Source organism: Escherichia sp. HH41S (genome assembly GCF_009820115.1).
GTDB lineage: Bacteria > Pseudomonadota > Gammaproteobacteria > Enterobacterales > Enterobacteriaceae > Escherichia > Escherichia coli_F.
Genome location: NZ_VNXE01000083.1, coordinates 8,991 through 26,221, shown reverse-complemented (window position 1 = coordinate 26,221; position 17,231 = coordinate 8,991). Strand labels below are relative to the sequence as shown.

The 17,231-nt window shown below is 49.5% G+C and carries 27 protein-coding genes; 6 read left to right on the top strand and 21 right to left on the bottom strand.

The window, feature by feature from the left end; all coding sequences use genetic code 11:
• Window positions 1-317: 317 nt before the first annotated feature.
• Window positions 318-872, top strand: coding sequence for a gamma carbonic anhydrase family protein (locus FQZ95_RS15975; RefSeq protein WP_001286209.1), 555 nt, complete (start codon window positions 318-320; stop codon window positions 870-872).
• Here the strand turns inward: FQZ95_RS15975 and FQZ95_RS15970 are convergent.
• The 6 genes from FQZ95_RS15970 to dprA are packed head-to-tail and all read right to left on the bottom strand — an operon-like array spanning window position 848 to window position 4,642.
• Entirely contained in the window at window positions 848-1,105 is a 258-nt protein-coding gene (locus tag FQZ95_RS15970) for a DUF1488 domain-containing protein (protein ID WP_001070585.1), read from the bottom strand. The genes FQZ95_RS15975 and FQZ95_RS15970 overlap by 25 nt on opposite strands.
• Window positions 1,102-1,920 carry a shikimate dehydrogenase gene (gene aroE, locus FQZ95_RS15965; protein WP_000432883.1) on the bottom strand — a complete coding sequence of 273 codons (819 nt, stop codon included), beginning with the start codon at window positions 1,918-1,920 and terminating at the stop codon, window positions 1,102-1,104. Before aroE ends, FQZ95_RS15970 begins: the two co-directional genes overlap by 4 nt.
• 4 nt (window positions 1,921-1,924) lie before the next feature.
• On the bottom strand, window positions 1,925-2,497 hold the full coding sequence (gene tsaC / locus FQZ95_RS15960; protein WP_001353637.1) for an L-threonylcarbamoyladenylate synthase type 1 TsaC: 573 nt from the start codon (window positions 2,495-2,497) through the stop codon (window positions 1,925-1,927).
• Window positions 2,498-2,501: 4 nt separating this feature from the next.
• On the bottom strand, window positions 2,502-3,044 hold the full coding sequence (locus tag FQZ95_RS15955) for a DNA topoisomerase family protein (protein WP_001129718.1): 543 nt from the start codon (window positions 3,042-3,044) through the stop codon (window positions 2,502-2,504).
• Between the two features lie 28 nt (window positions 3,045-3,072).
• Window positions 3,073-3,546: a DUF494 family protein Smg gene (gene smg / locus FQZ95_RS15950; RefSeq protein WP_088542418.1), complete on the bottom strand. Its 474-nt coding sequence runs from the start codon at window positions 3,544-3,546 to the stop codon at window positions 3,073-3,075.
• The gene (dprA, locus tag FQZ95_RS15945) at window positions 3,518-4,642 is read right to left on the bottom strand and encodes a DNA-protecting protein DprA (protein ID WP_039021472.1); all 1,125 of its coding nucleotides are present in this window, start codon (window positions 4,640-4,642) and stop codon (window positions 3,518-3,520) included. The genes smg and dprA overlap by 29 nt, the downstream gene beginning before the upstream one ends.
• Before the next feature lie 129 nt (window positions 4,643-4,771).
• On the opposite strand from dprA, the gene def reads away from it, so the two are divergent.
• The 5 genes from def (at window position 4,772) to mscL (ending at window position 9,521) form a co-directional block, all read left to right on the top strand.
• Window positions 4,772-5,281 carry a peptide deformylase gene (def, locus tag FQZ95_RS15940; RefSeq protein ID WP_000114984.1) on the top strand — a complete coding sequence of 170 codons (510 nt, stop codon included), beginning with the start codon at window positions 4,772-4,774 and terminating at the stop codon, window positions 5,279-5,281.
• A gap of 14 nt (window positions 5,282-5,295) precedes the next feature.
• Window positions 5,296-6,243 (top strand): methionyl-tRNA formyltransferase, encoded by a 948-nt coding sequence (gene fmt, locus FQZ95_RS15935; RefSeq protein WP_000004452.1) that lies wholly within the window; start codon window positions 5,296-5,298, stop codon window positions 6,241-6,243.
• A 50-nt stretch (window positions 6,244-6,293) separates the two neighbouring features.
• The gene (gene rsmB, locus FQZ95_RS15930) at window positions 6,294-7,583 is read left to right on the top strand and encodes a 16S rRNA (cytosine(967)-C(5))-methyltransferase RsmB (RefSeq protein ID WP_088542417.1); all 1,290 of its coding nucleotides are present in this window, start codon (window positions 6,294-6,296) and stop codon (window positions 7,581-7,583) included.
• Between the two features lie 21 nt (window positions 7,584-7,604).
• Window positions 7,605-8,981 carry a Trk system potassium transporter TrkA gene (gene trkA / locus FQZ95_RS15925; RefSeq protein WP_000691382.1) on the top strand — a complete coding sequence of 459 codons (1,377 nt, stop codon included), beginning with the start codon at window positions 7,605-7,607 and terminating at the stop codon, window positions 8,979-8,981.
• 129 nt (window positions 8,982-9,110) lie between these two features.
• Window positions 9,111-9,521 (top strand): large-conductance mechanosensitive channel protein MscL, encoded by a 411-nt coding sequence (gene mscL, locus FQZ95_RS15920; RefSeq protein WP_000022442.1) that lies wholly within the window; start codon window positions 9,111-9,113, stop codon window positions 9,519-9,521.
• Here mscL and arfA read toward each other — a convergent pair.
• The 15 genes from arfA to rplF form a co-directional block, all read right to left on the bottom strand.
• Window positions 9,518-9,736, bottom strand: a complete 219-nt coding sequence (gene arfA, locus FQZ95_RS15915; protein ID WP_000092697.1) for an alternative ribosome-rescue factor ArfA — start codon at window positions 9,734-9,736, stop codon at window positions 9,518-9,520. The genes mscL and arfA overlap by 4 nt on opposite strands.
• A gap of 55 nt (window positions 9,737-9,791) precedes the next feature.
• Window positions 9,792-10,217 (bottom strand): Zn(2+)-responsive transcriptional regulator, encoded by a 426-nt coding sequence (zntR, locus tag FQZ95_RS15910; RefSeq protein ID WP_000285607.1) that lies wholly within the window; start codon window positions 10,215-10,217, stop codon window positions 9,792-9,794.
• Between the two features lie 10 nt (window positions 10,218-10,227).
• Window positions 10,228-10,596, bottom strand: a complete 369-nt coding sequence (locus FQZ95_RS15905; RefSeq protein ID WP_088542416.1) for a DUF1992 domain-containing protein — start codon at window positions 10,594-10,596, stop codon at window positions 10,228-10,230.
• A 106-nt stretch (window positions 10,597-10,702) separates the two neighbouring features.
• On the bottom strand, window positions 10,703-11,086 hold the full coding sequence (rplQ, locus tag FQZ95_RS15900; protein ID WP_001216368.1) for a 50S ribosomal protein L17: 384 nt from the start codon (window positions 11,084-11,086) through the stop codon (window positions 10,703-10,705).
• Between the two features lie 40 nt (window positions 11,087-11,126).
• The gene (locus FQZ95_RS15895) at window positions 11,127-12,116 is read right to left on the bottom strand and encodes a DNA-directed RNA polymerase subunit alpha (protein ID WP_001162094.1); all 990 of its coding nucleotides are present in this window, start codon (window positions 12,114-12,116) and stop codon (window positions 11,127-11,129) included.
• Between the two features lie 25 nt (window positions 12,117-12,141).
• Entirely contained in the window at window positions 12,142-12,762 is a 621-nt protein-coding gene (rpsD, locus tag FQZ95_RS15890) for a 30S ribosomal protein S4 (protein WP_000135224.1), read from the bottom strand.
• Window positions 12,763-12,795: 33 nt separating this feature from the next.
• Window positions 12,796-13,185: a 30S ribosomal protein S11 gene (rpsK, locus tag FQZ95_RS15885; RefSeq protein WP_001029684.1), complete on the bottom strand. Its 390-nt coding sequence runs from the start codon at window positions 13,183-13,185 to the stop codon at window positions 12,796-12,798.
• Window positions 13,186-13,201: 16 nt separating this feature from the next.
• Window positions 13,202-13,558 (bottom strand): 30S ribosomal protein S13, encoded by a 357-nt coding sequence (gene rpsM / locus FQZ95_RS15880; protein WP_000090775.1) that lies wholly within the window; start codon window positions 13,556-13,558, stop codon window positions 13,202-13,204.
• Between the two features lie 146 nt (window positions 13,559-13,704).
• Window positions 13,705-13,821: a 50S ribosomal protein L36 gene (rpmJ, locus tag FQZ95_RS15875; protein ID WP_000868187.1), complete on the bottom strand. Its 117-nt coding sequence runs from the start codon at window positions 13,819-13,821 to the stop codon at window positions 13,705-13,707.
• A 31-nt stretch (window positions 13,822-13,852) separates the two neighbouring features.
• The gene (gene secY / locus FQZ95_RS15870) at window positions 13,853-15,184 is read right to left on the bottom strand and encodes a preprotein translocase subunit SecY (protein ID WP_088542415.1); all 1,332 of its coding nucleotides are present in this window, start codon (window positions 15,182-15,184) and stop codon (window positions 13,853-13,855) included.
• 7 nt (window positions 15,185-15,191) lie between these two features.
• On the bottom strand, window positions 15,192-15,626 hold the full coding sequence (gene rplO / locus FQZ95_RS15865; RefSeq protein WP_001238917.1) for a 50S ribosomal protein L15: 435 nt from the start codon (window positions 15,624-15,626) through the stop codon (window positions 15,192-15,194).
• Window positions 15,627-15,629: 3 nt separating this feature from the next.
• Window positions 15,630-15,809, bottom strand: a complete 180-nt coding sequence (gene rpmD / locus FQZ95_RS15860; protein WP_001140433.1) for a 50S ribosomal protein L30 — start codon at window positions 15,807-15,809, stop codon at window positions 15,630-15,632.
• A gap of 3 nt (window positions 15,810-15,812) precedes the next feature.
• Window positions 15,813-16,316, bottom strand: coding sequence for a 30S ribosomal protein S5 (rpsE, locus tag FQZ95_RS15855; RefSeq protein WP_000940121.1), 504 nt, complete (start codon window positions 16,314-16,316; stop codon window positions 15,813-15,815).
• Window positions 16,317-16,330: 14 nt separating this feature from the next.
• On the bottom strand, window positions 16,331-16,684 hold the full coding sequence (gene rplR, locus FQZ95_RS15850) for a 50S ribosomal protein L18 (RefSeq protein WP_000358960.1): 354 nt from the start codon (window positions 16,682-16,684) through the stop codon (window positions 16,331-16,333).
• A gap of 9 nt (window positions 16,685-16,693) precedes the next feature.
• Entirely contained in the window at window positions 16,694-17,227 is a 534-nt protein-coding gene (gene rplF, locus FQZ95_RS15845; protein WP_000091945.1) for a 50S ribosomal protein L6, read from the bottom strand.
• Window positions 17,228-17,231 lie beyond the last annotated feature (4 nt).

The following is a 17,231-nucleotide window of genomic DNA, read 5'->3' as shown; positions in this document are numbered from 1 at the left end:
GCTTTCAGCTCACTGTCGCGAGGTGGCGTATATTACGCTTTCCTCTTTCAGAGTCAACCCTGAATTTCAGGATTTTTTCTCTTTGTTGTTACGACCATCTTGTAAAGTGTTTCACGTTGTCGTCTCAACGGAGGCGCATTATAGGGATCCCAATTTTTTGCACAAGTACTTTTTTGATCTTTTTTTCTGTTTGTTGTTTTTTCACCCTTTTTGCTGCATTCGCACACAAAACGGTGCTTTTTTGCATACTAAAAGACTTGCACTAGGCCAATAATGCACCCAAAGTCATTAGGAAATCATTTATTGTTGAGGTGAGTATGTCTGATGTTTTACGCCCATACCGCGATCTTTTTCCACAAATCGGTCAGCGCGTAATGATCGACGATAGTAGTGTAGTGATCGGTGACGTTCGTTTGGCTGATGATGTGGGGATCTGGCCGCTCGTTGTGATTCGTGGAGATGTACATTATGTACAGATCGGAGCACGCACCAATATCCAGGATGGCAGTATGTTGCATGTCACTCATAAATCCTCGTACAACCCAGATGGCAACCCATTAACCATTGGCGAAGATGTCACTGTTGGTCACAAGGTGATGCTCCACGGCTGCACCATTGGCAATCGAGTGTTGGTTGGGATGGCATCAATTTTACTTGATGGCGCAATAGTAGAAGATGATGTGATGATTGGTGCGGGTAGCCTGGTCCCACAAAATAAACGGCTGGAGAGCGGATATCTGTATCTCGGTAGCCCCGTCAAACAGATCCGCCCGTTAAGTGATGAAGAGAAGGCCGGGTTACGCTATTCCGCGAATAACTACGTGAAATGGAAGGACGAGTATCTGGATCAGGGTAACCAAACCCAACCTTGATCATCTTCGCTTTGATCCTGAATCAAGCTTTCTGCTTCTTCTTCCAGGTCCCAGCGATGCTGACGAAAACTCGCTAACCACTGTTCTGGCGTATCTCCTGCAAAGCGGTTCGCCAGACTCTCTCCAGTAATAGCGCAAGTGAGCTGCATACCATTTACAAGAGCGGGAAAACAAACGCATTTTTTACTCTCGTTCCACTCTTCCCTGTCCGGAAACTGGATGGCCTGATTCACGCGGACAACTCCTCCTGCAATTGCTTTATAACTGGTTCTATGTCAGGCAGAACACCGTGCCAGAGAAGAAAGGCATGAGCCGCCTGTGCCACCAGCATCCCCAATCCATCCGCATTACGCTTTGAACCTCGCAGCTCACACCATGCCAGAAAAGGTGTTTTTCCTTTCTGATAGAACATGTCATAGCAACACATGCCTGAATGAATGAGCGATGCCGGGATCGCGGGAATATCACCACTGATGCCACTGGATGTTGCATTAATAATGAGATCGAACTCATGCCCCTCCAGTTCGTCCATACCCAACGCCTGAATACTGCCCGTGTGCGCAAACAATTTAGCCAACTCTTCCGCGCGGGATACCGTCCGATTAGTGATTGTCACCGCGCAGTCCAGAGAAAGGAGTGGAAGTAATACACCACGAGACGCCCCACCAGCGCCGATGAGTAGAATACGTAAACCAGGGCGGATAAAAGACAGACGTTCCAGATCGCTTAACAAGCCTACGCCATCGGTATTGTCACCCAGCAGGCGTCCATCTTCTAACCGCTTGAGGGTATTAACAGCACCAGCCAACGCTGCCCGTTCAGTAAGTTCATCAGCTCTGGCAAAGGCCTCTTCTTTAAAAGGCACCGTCACATTCGCTCCTTTACCACCAGCACTAAAGAAAGCGTTCAGTGTGTTAATGAAATCATTGATAGGTGCCAGCACGCGCCCATAGGGATGTTCAATATTCAATTGCTGAGCAAATTGCTGATGAATGAATGGCGATTTGCTGTGGGCTATTGGATTACCAAAAACAGCATAGTTTTCCATTATGTTACCCCTGTCGAAACAGTTCACCCGTCAGGGCATCGCGGATTTCTGAAGGATTTAAACGCCCTCCCGTTTCACCAGGCACAACCGGGAACGCTGCGCCAAATTGTGCGCGAACTTCGTCTACTGTTCGACAAGGCGGCAATCCACTCAAGTTGGCACTGGTAGAAACCAGCGGTTTACCATAAGCCTGGCACAAAGCAACCACCAACGGATGGTCGGTGACTCGTACAGCAAGCGAATCAAAGCGGCCCGTCAACCAGCGCGGTGTTGTCGCAGGCGCGGGAAAGACAAAGGTGACGGGACCTGGCCAGCGAGAAAAAATGGTTTCACGCTGCGCGTCAGTCAGCATGCAGTCATCAATATAGGGTTTAAGCTGCTCGTAATTTGCCGCGATTAAAATCAGCCCCTTATCAACCGGACGCTGTTTTAGCTCCAACAGTCTCATCACTGCTGTTTCGCTATCAGGATCGCACCCGACACCGAAAACGGCTTCCGTTGGATAGGCGATGACACGTTCTTCATTGAGGACATCTATCGCAGCTGCGATAGCGTCTCCTTGCAGGTTATTATTCACGTTATTATTCCGCCGAAACCGGCTTTCCACATTGTTTACTGGCACAAAAGTGTTTTACACCCTGCGCGGTTTTCTTTTCGATGAGTAGCGGATAATGACACTCAGGGCATTCTCCGGCTATAGGTTTGAAGTTAATGGCAAATTGACACTCCGGGTAGCGATCACAGGAATGAAATGTTTTGCCATAACGGGAGCGGCGCTGGACCAGATGGCCCGTCCGACATTGGGGACATGTAATTGCTGTTTCGTCCGGTTTATCGATAAGTTCGGTATGTTCGCATTCAGGATAGTTACTGCAACCAACAAACATACCAAAGCGCCCCTGGCGTAAGACCAGATTTGCGCCGCATGCAGGGCAAATCTGTCCCTCCAGAACTTTGACGATATGTCCATCCGCTGAAGATTTCAGAGGACGGACGTAGTCACACGCCGGATACTGTGAGCATCCAAGAAACGGACCGTGTTTCCCGGATCGAATAACCAGTTCAGCCCCGCACTTTGGGCAGGACTCATTATTACGCACCGTGAACAGTGCTGATTTCGCCATAACAACTTATGCTGAATTAAAGAAATGATTAATGCAGCATACCTTCATTCACTTCAAAGAGTAATTCTTCCATTTGCTGGTACGCATTTTCGCAGCCCGGAATATTGAACAACACCATCAGGATCACCCATTTCAGGTCTTCCAGGTCGAACTCAGCGGTATCCAGCGCGAGCACTCGCTCTATCACCATTTCACGAGTTTCAAGGTTAAGCACCTGAATTTGCTCAAGAAATAGAAGAAATCCACGACAGTTGGCATCCAGTCTTTCACACTCTTCAGGAGTATAAATACGCATGGAGAGTGGATCAGAGGCCAGTTGCATCGGTTCTGCCAGTCCTTCCTGATAATCCGCAAGCTTTTCCAGCCAAAGCAGGGCATTGTAGATATCTTCTCGATCAAATCCTGCGTCGGTAAGATCCTGTTCAAGTTTGTCTTGATCCACACGCAACTCAGCTTCTGTGTGAATATAGGTTTCAAACAAATACATTAGTACGTCGAACATGGCATGCCCTCCTCAATCGGACATAGCCGCCGGGTACAGCTGCGATCCATCCTGCTAACTCCAGTTCGAGTAGTTGAGTAACTACCTCTGGCACAGGTTGGCCGGCACGTTCAGCGACGACGTCAACAGGTGTTACCTCATCTCCTACGTTAGCCAGGAGCTCAGGAAATGGCAATGCCACGTCTTCCTGATCTGGTGAATAAAATGAATTTTCAGGCGCGTCTGGCAACCAGTGCAATCCAAATTGCAAGTTTTCCAGAATTTCTTCCGGTTCCGTCACAAGAATCGCACCTTGTTTTATTAACCAGTGAGGCCCTTCGCTTCCCGGATTCCCTATTGGACCTGGCAAGGCAAAAACTTCTCGCCCCTGCTCAAGCGCACAACGCGCTGTCACCAGCGAACCACTGCGCAAAGCAGCTTCCACCACAAGTACACCTTTACTTAGACCACTGATAATGCGATTTCTTCGCGGGAAATTGTAAGCAAGAGGTGGAACATCGAGGGGAAATTCCGAGACGAGAGCTCCGCCATGTTCAAGCAGACTGGTAGCCAGCCGGGCATGGCGGCGGGGATGAATGGTATTAAGTCCATTCCCCAATACAGCAATGCTGACGCCATTCACCTGCAAGGCCGCTTTATGCGCCACACCATCGATTCCTCGCGCCAGTCCACTCGTAATTGTCACTCCACGCGTCGCCAGAGTTTCGCAAAATAATCGTCCCCAGCGTTCGCCATACCATGAATGCGCCCGACTCCCCACTACAGCAAGCTGAAATGAATGCAATGCGCGCAGTTCTCCAGCAACAAACAGCGCACCGGGGTAATCTGCTGTCGCCAGAAGTTGGGAAGGATAAAATTCACTATCCGCTGAGATTAAATGATGGTTTGGTTGATTCAACCAACAAAGTGAGCTCTCAATACTCTTTGGCGGAAATGAAAGAAAGCGTTGTGCCTGCCGCAATGTAAGCCCTGTTTGTTGCAATATAACCGCATCAATATGCGACTGTTTTGCCAGCCAGTGAGCTATACGGACCATATCATCGCCGTACAAGCTGCTGACGCTCATTAAACGCAGCCAAATTTCTGTATCGACCATCCTTATCTCCCTGCCATAAGCAGCCTTAGCAATCTTTGCGATTGGTCAGTGATGCTGTCAATCAGAGGGGGATTTGTCTAGAATAGAAGAAATAATCTTTCTAACTCCTGAACACATCTCTGGAGATTTATGTCAGTTTTGCAAGTGTTACATATTCCGGACGAGCGGCTTCGCAAAGTTGCTAAACCGGTAGAAGAAGTGAATGCAGAAATTCAGCGTATCGTCGATGATATGTTCGAGACGATGTACGCAGAAGAAGGTATTGGCCTGGCGGCAACCCAGGTTGATATCCATCAACGTATCATTGTTATCGATGTTTCGGAAAACCGTGACGAACGGCTGGTGTTAATCAATCCGGAGCTTTTAGAAAAAAGCGGCGAAACAGGCATTGAAGAAGGTTGCCTGTCGATCCCTGAACAACGTGCTTTAGTGCCACGCGCAGAGAAAGTTAAAATTCGCGCCCTGGACCGCGACGGTAAACCATTTGAACTGGAAGCAGACGGTCTGTTAGCCATCTGTATTCAGCATGAGATGGATCACCTGGTCGGCAAACTGTTTATGGATTATCTGTCACCGCTGAAACAACAACGTATTCGTCAGAAAGTTGAAAAACTGGATCGTCTGAAAGCCCGGGCTTAAGGATAAGAATTAACGTGTCAGAATCACTACGTATTATTTTTGCGGGTACACCTGACTTTGCAGCGCGTCATCTCGACGCGCTGTTGTCTTCTGGTCATAACGTCGTTGGCGTGTTCACCCAGCCAGACCGACCGGCAGGACGCGGTAAAAAACTGATGCCCAGCCCGGTTAAAGTTCTGGCTGAGGAAAAAGGTCTGCCCGTTTTTCAACCTGTTTCCCTGCGTCCACAAGAAAACCAGCAACTGGTCGCCGACCTGCAGGCTGATGTTATGGTCGTCGTCGCCTATGGTTTAATTCTGCCGAAAGCTGTGCTGGAGATGCCGCGTCTTGGCTGTATCAACGTTCATGGTTCACTGCTGCCACGCTGGCGCGGTGCTGCACCAATCCAACGCTCACTATGGGCGGGTGATGCAGAAACTGGTGTGACCATTATGCAAATGGATGTTGGTTTAGACACCGGTGACATGCTCTATAAGCTCTCCTGCCCAATTACTGCAGAAGATACCAGTGGTACGTTGTACGACAAACTGGCAGAGCTTGGGCCACAAGGGCTTATCACCACGTTGAAACAACTAGCAGACGGCACGGCGAAACCAGAAGTTCAGGACGAAACTCTTGTCACTTACGCTGAAAAGTTGAGTAAAGAAGAAGCGTGTATTGACTGGTCACTCTCGGCAGCACAGCTTGAACGCTGCATTCGCGCTTTTAATCCGTGGCCGATGAGCTGGCTGGAAATTGAAGGACAGCCGGTTAAAGTCTGGAAAGCATCGGTCATTGATACGGCAACCAACGCTGCCCCAGGAACGATCCTTGAAGCCAACAAACAAGGCATTCAGGTTGCGACGGGTGATGGCATCCTGAACCTGCTCTCGTTACAACCTGCGGGTAAGAAAGCAATGAGCGCGCAAGACCTCCTGAATTCTCGTCGGGAATGGTTTGTTCCGGGCAACCGTCTGGCCTGATAGTCCACTCTTCTAAGCCCGGTCTTGCCGGGCATTTTTATTTTATATTTATGAAAAAACAACGTAATTTACGTAGTATGGCGGCACAGGCCGTTGAACAAGTCGTCGAGCAAGGGCAATCATTAAGCAACATTCTGCCACCGCTCCAGCAAAAAGTTTCCGATAAAGACAAAGCACTTCTTCAAGAGTTGTGCTTTGGCGTACTGCGTACGCTTTCACAGTTAGACTGGCTGATTAATAAGTTAATGGCCCGTCCGATGACCGGCAAACAGCGCACTGTGCATTACCTGATTATGGTTGGTTTGTATCAACTGCTTTATACCCGCATTCCACCTCATGCTGCGCTGGCTGAAACGGTTGAAGGTGCTGTCGCAATTAAGCGTCCGCAACTTAAAGGGTTGATTAACGGCGTATTACGCCAGTTCCAGCGTCAGCAAGAAGAGTTATTAGCCGAGTTTAATGCCAGTGATGCACGTTATCTGCATCCTTCCTGGTTGCTGAAGCGTCTGCAAAAAGCGTATCCAGAGCAATGGCAATCCATCATTGAAGCCAATAACCAGCGTCCGCCAATGTGGCTGCGCGTTAATCGTACGCATCATTCCCGCGACAGCTGGCTTACCTTACTGGATGAAGCAGGAATGAAAGGCTTCCCGCATACGGATTACCCTGATGCTGTACGGCTGGAAACACCTGCACCTGTTCATGTGCTACCTGGTTTTGAAGAAGGATGGGTTACCGTTCAGGATGCATCAGCACAAGGCTGCATGACCTGGCTTGCGCCACAAAACGGTGAACACATTCTGGATCTTTGTGCCGCCCCCGGCGGTAAAACAACGCATATCCTTGAGGTGGCACCAGAAGCGCAGGTTCTTGCGGTTGATATTGACGAACAGCGCCTCTCTCGCGTTTACGACAATTTAAAACGCCTTGGTATGAAGGCGACCGTGAAACAAGGTGATGGTCGCTACCCTTCCCAATGGTGTGGCGAGCAACAGTTTGATCGCATTTTATTAGATGCGCCTTGTTCAGCAACCGGTGTGATTCGTCGCCATCCGGATATTAAATGGTTACGTCGCGATCGCGATATCCCGGAACTCGCGCAATTGCAGTCTGAAATTCTCGACGCCATTTGGCCGCATTTAAAATCCGGTGGAACCCTGATCTATGCCACCTGTTCGGTGTTACCGGAAGAGAATAGCCTGCAGATTAAAGCCTTTTTGCAACGTACCGCTGATGCCGAACTTTGCGAAACAGGAACACCAGAGCAACCGGGTAAACAAAATCTGCCTGGTGCCGAAGAGGGCGACGGCTTCTTTTACGCTAAGCTAATCAAAAAGTGATGAGATAACGGGTCGCGACTGATGAAAATTATCATTCTGGGTGCCGGCCAGGTTGGCGGCACACTGGCGGAAAACCTGGTTGGCGAGAACAACGATATTACTGTTGTCGATACCAACGGTGAGCGTCTGCGGACCTTGCAGGATAAATTTGACCTGCGGGTCGTGCAGGGGCATGGCTCTCATCCACGCGTATTGCGGGAGGCAGGTGCCGACGACGCCGATATGCTGGTTGCTGTAACCAGTTCAGATGAAACCAATATGGTTGCCTGCCAGGTAGCCTACTCACTTTTCAACACCCCTAATCGCATCGCTCGTATCCGCTCACCAGACTACGTGCGCGATGCCGATAAGCTATTTCATTCAGATGCTGTGCCGATTGATCATCTGATCGCACCAGAGCAGTTGGTTATCGATAATATTTACCGACTGATTGAGTATCCCGGCGCGCTGCAGGTGGTGAACTTCGCTGAGGGTAAAGTCAGCCTGGCTGTGGTTAAAGCCTATTATGGCGGCCCGCTGATTGGTAATGCACTTTCGACCATGCGCGAACATATGCCACATATCGATACTCGTGTGGCAGCAATTTTCCGCCACGATCGCCCCATTCGTCCGCAAGGTTCGACCATTGTTGAAGCGGGTGATGAAGTGTTCTTTATTGCCGCTTCACAGCATATCCGCGCGGTGATGAGTGAATTGCAACGTCTGGAAAAACCGTATAAGCGGATCATGCTGGTTGGCGGCGGTAATATCGGTGCAGGGCTGGCGCGTCGTCTGGAAAAAGATTACAGCGTTAAACTCATCGAACGTAATCAGCAGCGCGCTGCCGAACTGGCGGAAAAGTTGCAGAATACGATCGTCTTTTTTGGTGATGCGTCGGATCAAGAACTGCTAGCCGAAGAACATATCGATCAAGTTGATCTGTTTATTGCCGTCACCAACGATGACGAAGCCAATATCATGTCCGCCATGCTTGCCAAACGTATGGGTGCGAAAAAGGTGATGGTATTGATCCAGCGTCGCGCTTATGTGGATCTGGTTCAGGGGAGCGTGATCGATATTGCGATTTCACCACAACAAGCAACTATTTCTGCGTTGCTTAGTCACGTGCGAAAAGCCGATATTGTTGGTGTTTCCTCATTGCGCCGCGGTGTTGCAGAAGCTATTGAAGCTGTTGCTCACGGTGATGAAAGCACCTCACGCGTTGTGGGCAGAGTCATTGATGAAATCAAGCTACCACCAGGAACGATTATTGGTGCTGTAGTACGCGGCAATGATGTGATGATTGCCAATGACAATCTGCGTATTGAGCAAGGCGATCATGTAATTATGTTCCTGACGGACAAAAAGTTTATTACCGACGTCGAACGTCTCTTCCAGCCAAGTCCTTTCTTCTTGTAATTAATAAGGCGTCTTCTGGCGCCTTATTATTTCCCTTTTCTTTTCAAGGATTAATTAAATTCATTCCCGGCAGGAAAATAGCTTAACATTTGTTAGACTTATGATTGTCGGCTTTATAGGGAGAATAACATGAGCATTATTAAAGAATTTCGCGAATTTGCAATGCGCGGAAATGTGGTGGATTTGGCAGTGGGTGTCATTATCGGTGCGGCCTTCGGTAAGATTGTCTCTTCACTGGTTGCCGATATCATCATGCCGCCGCTGGGTTTATTAATTGGTGGGATCGACTTTAAACAGTTTGCTGTCACGCTACGCGATGCGCAAGGGGATATCCCAGCAGTCGTTATGCATTACGGTGTCTTCATTCAAAACGTCTTTGATTTTCTGATTGTGGCCTTTGCCATCTTTATGGCGATTAAGCTAATCAATAAACTGAATCGGAAAAAAGAAGAACCAGCAGCTGCACCTGCACCAACTAAAGAAGAAGTATTACTGACCGAGATCCGTGATTTGCTGAAAGAGCAGAATAACCGCTCTTAAAAAGCCCCTGAAAGCAGAAGGCCAGTGGTAAAAAAGTGATTTACTTTCTTGCCACTGGCCTCCCAGTTTCCCCGATTGCCATGTTTTCCTTTTCGCATGTAACTACCTTTCCCCTTCTTATTTTTCTCTACACGCTGTCGGAATAAAGGATCATGTAGTAATGCTTCTATCGCATTATCCTTTATCTGCCCTTTAGTATGCTGATATCGGCTCATAAAAACTCCAATTGGTTATTTAACGGCGCGAGTGTAATCCTGCCAGTGTAAAAAATCAACAGCCACTCTTAACGCCACTCGCCCCTTGTTCAAGAGCTTCAAGAATCGAGCAATAAACACTGCTATGGGCGGTCCCACAACAGGCATCGTTAAGGCGTTGGAGGGAACGCTGCATACTCTGCAACTCGGCTATCCGTGCTTCGACTTCCTGCAATCTTTCCTGCACAATGCCTTTTGACTCCTGACAGGTATGGTGTTCAGGATCGATACGGATCGACAGCAACTCGCGGATCGACTCCAGACTGAAACCAAGTTGTCTGGCATGGCGGATAAATTTCAATCGCTGGAGATCGCTTTCAGTATACAGGCGAAACCCACCTTCGGTGCGTACTTCATGCTCCATCATCTGCTGCTTTTCGTAATAACGAATCGTGTCGGGTGTTACTTCCGCCATTTTTGCCAGCTCACCAATGCGATACATACATACTCCACTAGTTATCGTTGATTTTGTCCAACAACTTGTCAGCATAATCGCCGCGTAAAAAATCGGTACTCAATCCAGCTTGTCGCAGCTTCAATTCCAGTAATGACAATCGACGACTAACCTCTTGATATTGCGGATCATCATGACGGATACCTTTGAGGATATCCAGAAGCTGTATTGCTTCCCTCCGTTGCTCAAGTTCTGGCGGTAAGCAACCGGCATTCTTCAGCAAGCGATACCCCGCACGTAATTCTGGTGGCACGTGGGAATCATCATCCAGGATTAATGGTTCGCCGCTACCAGGTAGGTTATCAAACTCACCTTTCGCTTGCGCTTCTGCTATATGGCGCTCTGCCCACTGGTCAAGTAACCACATAAATACTCCAGGGGATGAACAAAAAGAGTACAGCTATTGTAGATAAGTGGGGATACTACGGGTATAAAAAAACCCGCCGGGGCGGGTTTTTTTACGTTGCTTCAGATTACTCTGCAGCAGCTTCTGCTTTCTCTGAACGATCAACCAGCTCGATGTAAGCCATCGGCGCGTTGTCGCCTGCACGGAAGCCACACTTCAGAATACGAGTGTAACCACCGGCACGGCTCGCGAAACGCGGGCCCAGTTCGTTAAACAGTTTTGCCACGATCTCGTTATCACGAGTACGGGCGAATGCCAGACGACGATTAGCAACGCTATCAGTCTTGGCAAGAGTAATCAGCGGCTCAACTACGCGGCGCAGCTCTTTCGCTTTAGGCAGAGTCGTCTTGATGATTTCATGACGAACCAGTGAACCTGCCATATTGCGGAACATAGCCTGGCGATGGCTGCTGTTGCGGTTCAGTTGACGACCACTCTTACGATGGCGCATGACCTTATCCTTCTCAGTAAAACCTTAACCTGTGATCCGGTTACTCGTCAGCGATGCTTGCCGGTGGCCAGTTTTCCAGGCGCATGCCCAGAGACAGTCCACGGGAAGCCAGCACGTCTTTAATCTCAGTAAGAGATTTTTTGCCAAGGTTAGGCGTTTTAAGGAGCTCAACCTCGGTACGCTGTACCAGATCACCGATATAGTGGATAGCTTCTGCTTTAAGGCAGTTAGCAGAGCGGACAGTCAATTCCAGATCGTCAACAGGGCGCAGCAGGATCGGATCGAACTCTGGTTTCTCTTCTTTCACTTCAGGCTGACGTACATCACGTAAGTCAACGAAAGCTTCCAGTTGTTCAGCCAGAATGGTTGCCGCACGACGAATCGCCTCTTCAGGATCGATTGTGCCGTTGGTTTCCATTTCGATGACCAGCTTGTCCAGGTCGGTACGCTGTTCTACACGCGCTGCTTCAACATTGTAGGCAATACGCTCCACAGGGCTGTAGCATGCGTCGACCAGCAGACGGCCGATTGGGCGCTCATCTTCTTCCGAATGAATTCGGGTAGAAGCCGGCACATAACCACGACCGCGCTGAACTTTGATACGCATGCTAATAGACGCGTTCTCATCGGTCAGGTGGCAGATCACGTGCTGCGGCTTGACGATTTCGACATCACCGTCGTGGGTGATATCGGCTGCAGTCACAGGGCCAATGCCAGATTTATTCAAGGTAAGAATAACTTCATCTTTGCCCTGAACTCTCACCGCCAGCCCTTTCAGGTTGAGCAGGATTTCCAGGATATCTTCCTGAACGCCTTCTTTGGTGCTGTACTCATGTAGTACACCATCAATCTCAACCTCGGTCACCGCGCAACCCGGCATCGATGAGAGCAGAATACGGCGCAGTGCGTTACCCAGAGTATGGCCAAAGCCACGCTCTAAAGGCTCAAGGGTCACCTTGGCGTGCGTCGAACTCACTTGCTCGATATCAACCAGGCGCGGTTTTAGAAACTCTGTCACAGAACCCTGCATTGTGTCCTCTCTTTGGTACTAAGCTTTACTTGGAGTAAAGCTCGACGATCAGGTGTTCGTTAATGTCCGCAGACAGATCAGAACGCTCCGGCTTACGCTTAAACGTACCTTCCATCTTGCCAGCATCAACTTCCAGCCAGGTTGGCTTTTCACGCTGCTCAGCCAGCTCCAGAGCGGCTTTCACGCGAGACTGCTTCTTCGCTTTCTCACGAATGCTTACAACGTCATTCGGACTAACCTGATAAGAAGCGATGTTAACAACACGACCGTTTACCATAATTGCTTTATGGCTAACCAGCTGACGTGCTTCTGCACGAGTGGCACCGAAGCCCATACGGTATACAACGTTGTCCAGACGACCTTCCAGCAGAGCCAACAGGTTTTCACCGGTGTTGCCTTTCAGACGTGCTGCTTCTTTGTAGTAGTTACGGAACTGACGCTCCAGCACACCATAGATACGGCGAACTTTTTGCTTTTCACGCAACTGCACACCATAGTCAGACAGACGCGGTTTACGCGCACCGTGCTGGCCAGGAGCTTGTTCAATTTTACACTTGGTATCGATCGCGCGAACGCCAGACTTAAGGAATAAGTCGGTGCCCTCACGACGGCTCAGCTTGAGCTTAGGACCCAAATATCTTGCCATTTTCTTTCTCCAACAAACCTGGAAAACGAGGCGTTATACGCGACGTTTTTTCGGCGGACGACAACCGTTATGAGGGATCGGAGTCACATCAGTAATGTTAGTGATGCGGAAACCTGCGGCGTTCAGAGCACGAATAGTAGATTCGCGGCCTGGACCCGGACCTTTAACCATAACTTCCAGATTCTTGATGCCGTATTCTTTCACGGCGTCAGCGCAACGCTCTGCTGCAACCTGAGCTGCAAACGGAGTGGATTTGCGAGAACCACGGAAACCGGAACCACCGGCTGTTGCCCAACCCAACGCGTTACCCTGACGATCAGTGATAGTCACGATGGTGTTGTTGAAAGAAGCATGGATATGAGCCACGCCGTCAGAGACTTGTTTTCTTACACGTTTACGTGCACGAATTGGTGCCTTTGCCATTATTCAATCACCCCGATTATTTCTTGATCGGTTTGCGCGGACCCTTACGGGTACGTGCGTTGGTCTTGGTACGCTGACCGCGAACCGGGAGACCACGACGATGACGCAAACCGCGATAGCAACCAAGATCCATCAGGCGCTTGATGCTCATGCTGATTTCACGGCGCAGATCACCTTCAACGACAAATTTGGCAACTTCGTCACGCAGCGTGTCGATTTGTCCTTCAGACAGCTCACTGATCTTAACATCTTCAGCGATACCCGCTGCAGCCAGGATGGCTTTAGAACGGGTCTTGCCGACGCCATAAATCGAAGTTAATGCGATTACGGCATGCTTATGATCAGGAATGTTAATGCCTGCTATACGGGCCACTATGCACTCCTACTATTTAATATGTACGTTCCATGCTGAAAAGCCCGTTTTCAGGATACTCAAATGGAAACGCACAGACATACAAAAGATTGGCTGGCTAATCTAGCCAGCTCAACCCAACTTTGCAAGAAAAATATGCGAAAAAATCAGCCTTGGCGCTGTTTATGCTTCGGCTCGGCACTGCAAATCACACGGATGACACCATCACGCTTAACGATTTTGCAGTTACGGCATAATTTCTTGACGGAAGCACGAACTTTCATTTTTACTCTCCGTAACTTCTCGGGCGACCAATTATCGGCCGTAGCCTTTCAGGTTCGCCTTCTTCAATGCAGACTCATACTGACTGGACATCATCAGAGTTTGCACTTGAGCCATAAAGTCCATAATCACGACAACAACGATAAGCAGTGAGGTCCCACCGAAGTAGAACGGTACTTTCATTGCATCACGCATGAACTCCGGGATCAGGCAGATAAAGGTAATGTACAGCGCACCAACCAGGGTCAGGCGGGTCATTACTTTATCGATATACTTCGCCGTTTGCTCTCCCGGACGAATTCCTGGTACAAATGCACCGGACTTCTTCAGGTTATCTGCTGTTTCACGCGGGTTGAAAACCAACGCCGTGTAGAAGAAACAGAAGAAGATGATTGCAGACGCATAGAGTAACACATAAAGCGGTTGCCCAGGCTGCAAATACAGCGAAATTGTTGTCAGCCAGTTCCAACCAGTACCGCCCCCGAACCATGACGCGAGGGTCGCCGGGAACAGAATAATACTGGAAGCGAAGATTGCCGGGATTACCCCCGCCATATTCACTTTCAGCGGTAAATGTGTGCTCTGTGCAGCATAGACACGACGACCTTGCTGACGTTTCGCGTAGTTTACCACAATGCGGCGTTGACCACGCTCAACAAATACAACAAAGAACGTCACTGCAAATACTAATACTGCAACCAACAGCAACACGAGGAAGTGCAGGTCGCCTTGACGCGCTTGCTCGATAGTATGGGCAATGGCTGGCGGGAGTCCCGCGACAATACCGGCGAAGATAATGATTGAAATACCGTTGCCGATACCTCGTTCAGTAATCTGTTCGCCCAACCACATCAGGAACATGGTTCCTGTGACCAGACTTACAACAGCGGTGAAGTAGAATGCAAAGCCCGGGTTAATGACCAGGCCTTGCATACCAGGCATATTCGGCAGACCGGTAGCAATACCGATCGACTGGAATATTGCCAGCACCAGAGTACCGTAGCGGGTGTACTGGCTGATCTTACGACGACCAGACTCCCCTTCTTTCTTAATTTCTGCCAACGTTGGGTGAACCACCGTCAGCAGCTGGATAATGATCGATGCCGAAATATACGGCATGATCCCCAGAGCAAAGATAGAAGCACGGCTGAGAGCACCACCAGAGAACATGTTAAACATTTCAATGATGGTGCCTCGCTGTTGCTCAAGCAGTTTGGCAAGTACAGCGGCATCAATACCAGGGATCGGAATAAAAGAGCCAATACGGAACACAATCAACGCACCGATAACAAACAGCAGTCTGCGTTTCAGCTCGCCTAAGCCACCTTTGGCACTTTGAAAATCTAATCCCGGTTGTTTAGCCATCTGCTACTTATTCCTCGATTTTACCGCCAGCAGCTTCGATAGCAGCACGAGCGCCTTTAGTAACACGCAGGCCACGAACAGTTACCGGAGTAGTTACTTCGCCAGCCAGGATCACTTTCGCGAACTCGATCTGGATACCGATAATGTTAGCCGCTTTCAGCGTGTTCAGGTCTACAACACCGCCTTCTACTTTAGCCAGGTCAGACAGACGAACTTCGGCTGTAATCGCTGCTTTACGAGAAGTGAAGCCGAATTTCGGCAGACGACGGTACAGAGGCATCTGACCACCCTCGAAACCGCGACGTACGCCACCGCCAGAACGAGACTTCTGACCTTTGTGACCACGACCACCGGTTTTACCGAGGCCAGAACCGATACCACGACCCAGGCGTTTACCCGCCTTTTTGGAGCCTTCGGCCGGAGACAGAGTATTTAAACGCATCTCTTACTCCTCAACTTTAACCATGAAGGAAACCGCGTTGATCATACCGCGAATAGCAGGAGTATCCTCGCGCTCTACGGTGTGACCAATACGACGCAGACCCAGGCCAAGCAGCGTTGCCTTGTGTTTCGGCAGACGACCGATTGCACTGCGGGTTTGAGTAATTTTAATAGTCTTTGCCATGGTTTATTTCCCCAGAATTTCTTCAACGGATTTACCACGCTTGGCAGCGACCATTTCTGGAGAATTCATATTTTCTAGGCCATCGATAGTTGCACGAACCACGTTAATCGGGTTGGTGGAACCATACGCTTTAGCCAGAACGTTATGAACCCCAGCGACTTCCAGAACGGCGCGCATTGCACCACCGGCGATGATACCGGTACCTTCGGAAGCCGGCTGCATGAATACGCGAGAACCCGTATGAACACCTTTAACAGGGTGTTGCAGAGTGCCGTTATTCAGCGCGACGTTAATCATATTGCGACGGGCTTTTTCCATCGCTTTCTGGATCGCTGCTGGAACTTCACGCGCTTTACCGTAACCAAAACCAACGCGACCGTTACCATCGCCAACTACAGTCAGAGCTGTGAAGGAGAAAATACGACCACCTTTAACGGTTTTAGATACGCGGTTTACCGCGATCAGCTTTTCCTGCAGTTCGCCAGCTTGTTTTTCGATGTGAGCCATCTTACACCTCTACCTTAGAACTGAAGGCCAGCTTCACGGGCAGCATCTGCCAGTGCCTGGACACGACCATGATATTGGAACCCGGAACGGTCAAAGGATACATCTTTGATGCCTTTTTCCAGAGCGCGTTCAGCGACAGCTTTACCCACAGCTGCAGCCGCGTCTTTGTTACCGGTGTACTTCAGTTGTTCAGCGATAGCTTTTTCTACAGTAGAAGCAGCTACCAGAACTTCAGAACCGTTCGGTGCAATTACCTGTGCGTAAATGTGACGCGGGGTACGATGTACCACCAGGCGAGTTGCGCCCAGCTCCTGGAGCTTGCGGCGTGCGCGGGTCGCACGACGGATACGAGCAGATTTCTTATCCATAGTGTTACCTTACTTCTTCTTAGCCTCTTTGGTACGCACGACTTCGTCGGCGTAACGAACACCCTTGCCTTTGTAAGGCTCAGGACGACGGTAGGCGCGCAGATCCGCTGCAACCTGGCCGATCACCTGCTTATCAGCGCCTTTCAGCACGATTTCAGTCTGAGTCGGACATTCAGCAGTGATACCCGCAGGCAGCTGATGGTCAACAGGATGAGAGAAACCCAGAGACAGGTTAATCACATTGCCTTTAACCGCTGCACGGTAACCTACACCAACCAGCTGCAGCTTCTTAGTGAAGCCTTCGGTAACACCGATAACCATTGAGTTCAGCAGGGCACGCGCGGTACCAGCCTGTGCCCAACCGTCTGCGTAACCATCACGCGGACCGAAGGTCAGGGTATTATCTGCATGTTTAACTTCAACAGCATCGTTGAGAGTACGAGTCAGCTCGCCGTTTTTACCTTTGATCGTAATAACCTGACCGTTGATTTTTACGTCAACGCCGGCAGGAACAACGACCGGTGCTTTAGCAACACGAGACATTTTT

Excerpts from the sequence above, each read along its gene's own strand:
- FQZ95_RS15975 (WP_001286209.1), top strand. The coding sequence starts at position 318 with ATGTCTGATGTTTTACGCCCATACCGCGATCTTTTTCCACAAATCGGT.
- aroE (WP_000432883.1), bottom strand. The coding sequence starts at position 1,920 with ATGGAAAACTATGCTGTTTTTGGTAATCCAATAGCCCACAGCAAATCG.
- FQZ95_RS15955 (WP_001129718.1), bottom strand. The coding sequence starts at position 3,044 with ATGGCGAAATCAGCACTGTTCACGGTGCGTAATAATGAGTCCTGCCCA.
- smg (WP_088542418.1), bottom strand. The coding sequence starts at position 3,546 with ATGTTCGACGTACTAATGTATTTGTTTGAAACCTATATTCACACAGAA.
- dprA (WP_039021472.1), bottom strand. The coding sequence starts at position 4,642 with ATGGTCGATACAGAAATTTGGCTGCGTTTAATGAGCGTCAGCAGCTTG.
- def (WP_000114984.1), top strand. The coding sequence starts at position 4,772 with ATGTCAGTTTTGCAAGTGTTACATATTCCGGACGAGCGGCTTCGCAAA.
- rsmB (WP_088542417.1), top strand. The coding sequence starts at position 6,294 with ATGAAAAAACAACGTAATTTACGTAGTATGGCGGCACAGGCCGTTGAA.
- trkA (WP_000691382.1), top strand. The coding sequence starts at position 7,605 with ATGAAAATTATCATTCTGGGTGCCGGCCAGGTTGGCGGCACACTGGCG.
- mscL (WP_000022442.1), top strand. The coding sequence starts at position 9,111 with ATGAGCATTATTAAAGAATTTCGCGAATTTGCAATGCGCGGAAATGTG.
- arfA (WP_000092697.1), bottom strand. The coding sequence starts at position 9,736 with ATGAGCCGATATCAGCATACTAAAGGGCAGATAAAGGATAATGCGATA.
- zntR (WP_000285607.1), bottom strand. The coding sequence starts at position 10,217 with ATGTATCGCATTGGTGAGCTGGCAAAAATGGCGGAAGTAACACCCGAC.
- FQZ95_RS15905 (WP_088542416.1), bottom strand. The coding sequence starts at position 10,596 with ATGTGGTTACTTGACCAGTGGGCAGAGCGCCATATAGCAGAAGCGCAA.
- rplQ (WP_001216368.1), bottom strand. The coding sequence starts at position 11,086 with ATGCGCCATCGTAAGAGTGGTCGTCAACTGAACCGCAACAGCAGCCAT.
- FQZ95_RS15895 (WP_001162094.1), bottom strand. The coding sequence starts at position 12,116 with ATGCAGGGTTCTGTGACAGAGTTTCTAAAACCGCGCCTGGTTGATATC.
- rpsD (WP_000135224.1), bottom strand. The coding sequence starts at position 12,762 with ATGGCAAGATATTTGGGTCCTAAGCTCAAGCTGAGCCGTCGTGAGGGC.
- rpsK (WP_001029684.1), bottom strand. The coding sequence starts at position 13,185 with ATGGCAAAGGCACCAATTCGTGCACGTAAACGTGTAAGAAAACAAGTC.
- rpmJ (WP_000868187.1), bottom strand. The coding sequence starts at position 13,821 with ATGAAAGTTCGTGCTTCCGTCAAGAAATTATGCCGTAACTGCAAAATC.
- secY (WP_088542415.1), bottom strand. The coding sequence starts at position 15,184 with ATGGCTAAACAACCGGGATTAGATTTTCAAAGTGCCAAAGGTGGCTTA.
- rplO (WP_001238917.1), bottom strand. The coding sequence starts at position 15,626 with ATGCGTTTAAATACTCTGTCTCCGGCCGAAGGCTCCAAAAAGGCGGGT.
- rpmD (WP_001140433.1), bottom strand. The coding sequence starts at position 15,809 with ATGGCAAAGACTATTAAAATTACTCAAACCCGCAGTGCAATCGGTCGT.
- rpsE (WP_000940121.1), bottom strand. The coding sequence starts at position 16,316 with ATGGCTCACATCGAAAAACAAGCTGGCGAACTGCAGGAAAAGCTGATC.
- rplR (WP_000358960.1), bottom strand. The coding sequence starts at position 16,684 with ATGGATAAGAAATCTGCTCGTATCCGTCGTGCGACCCGCGCACGCCGC.
- rplF (WP_000091945.1), bottom strand. The coding sequence starts at position 17,227 with ATGTCTCGTGTTGCTAAAGCACCGGTCGTTGTTCCTGCCGGCGTTGAC.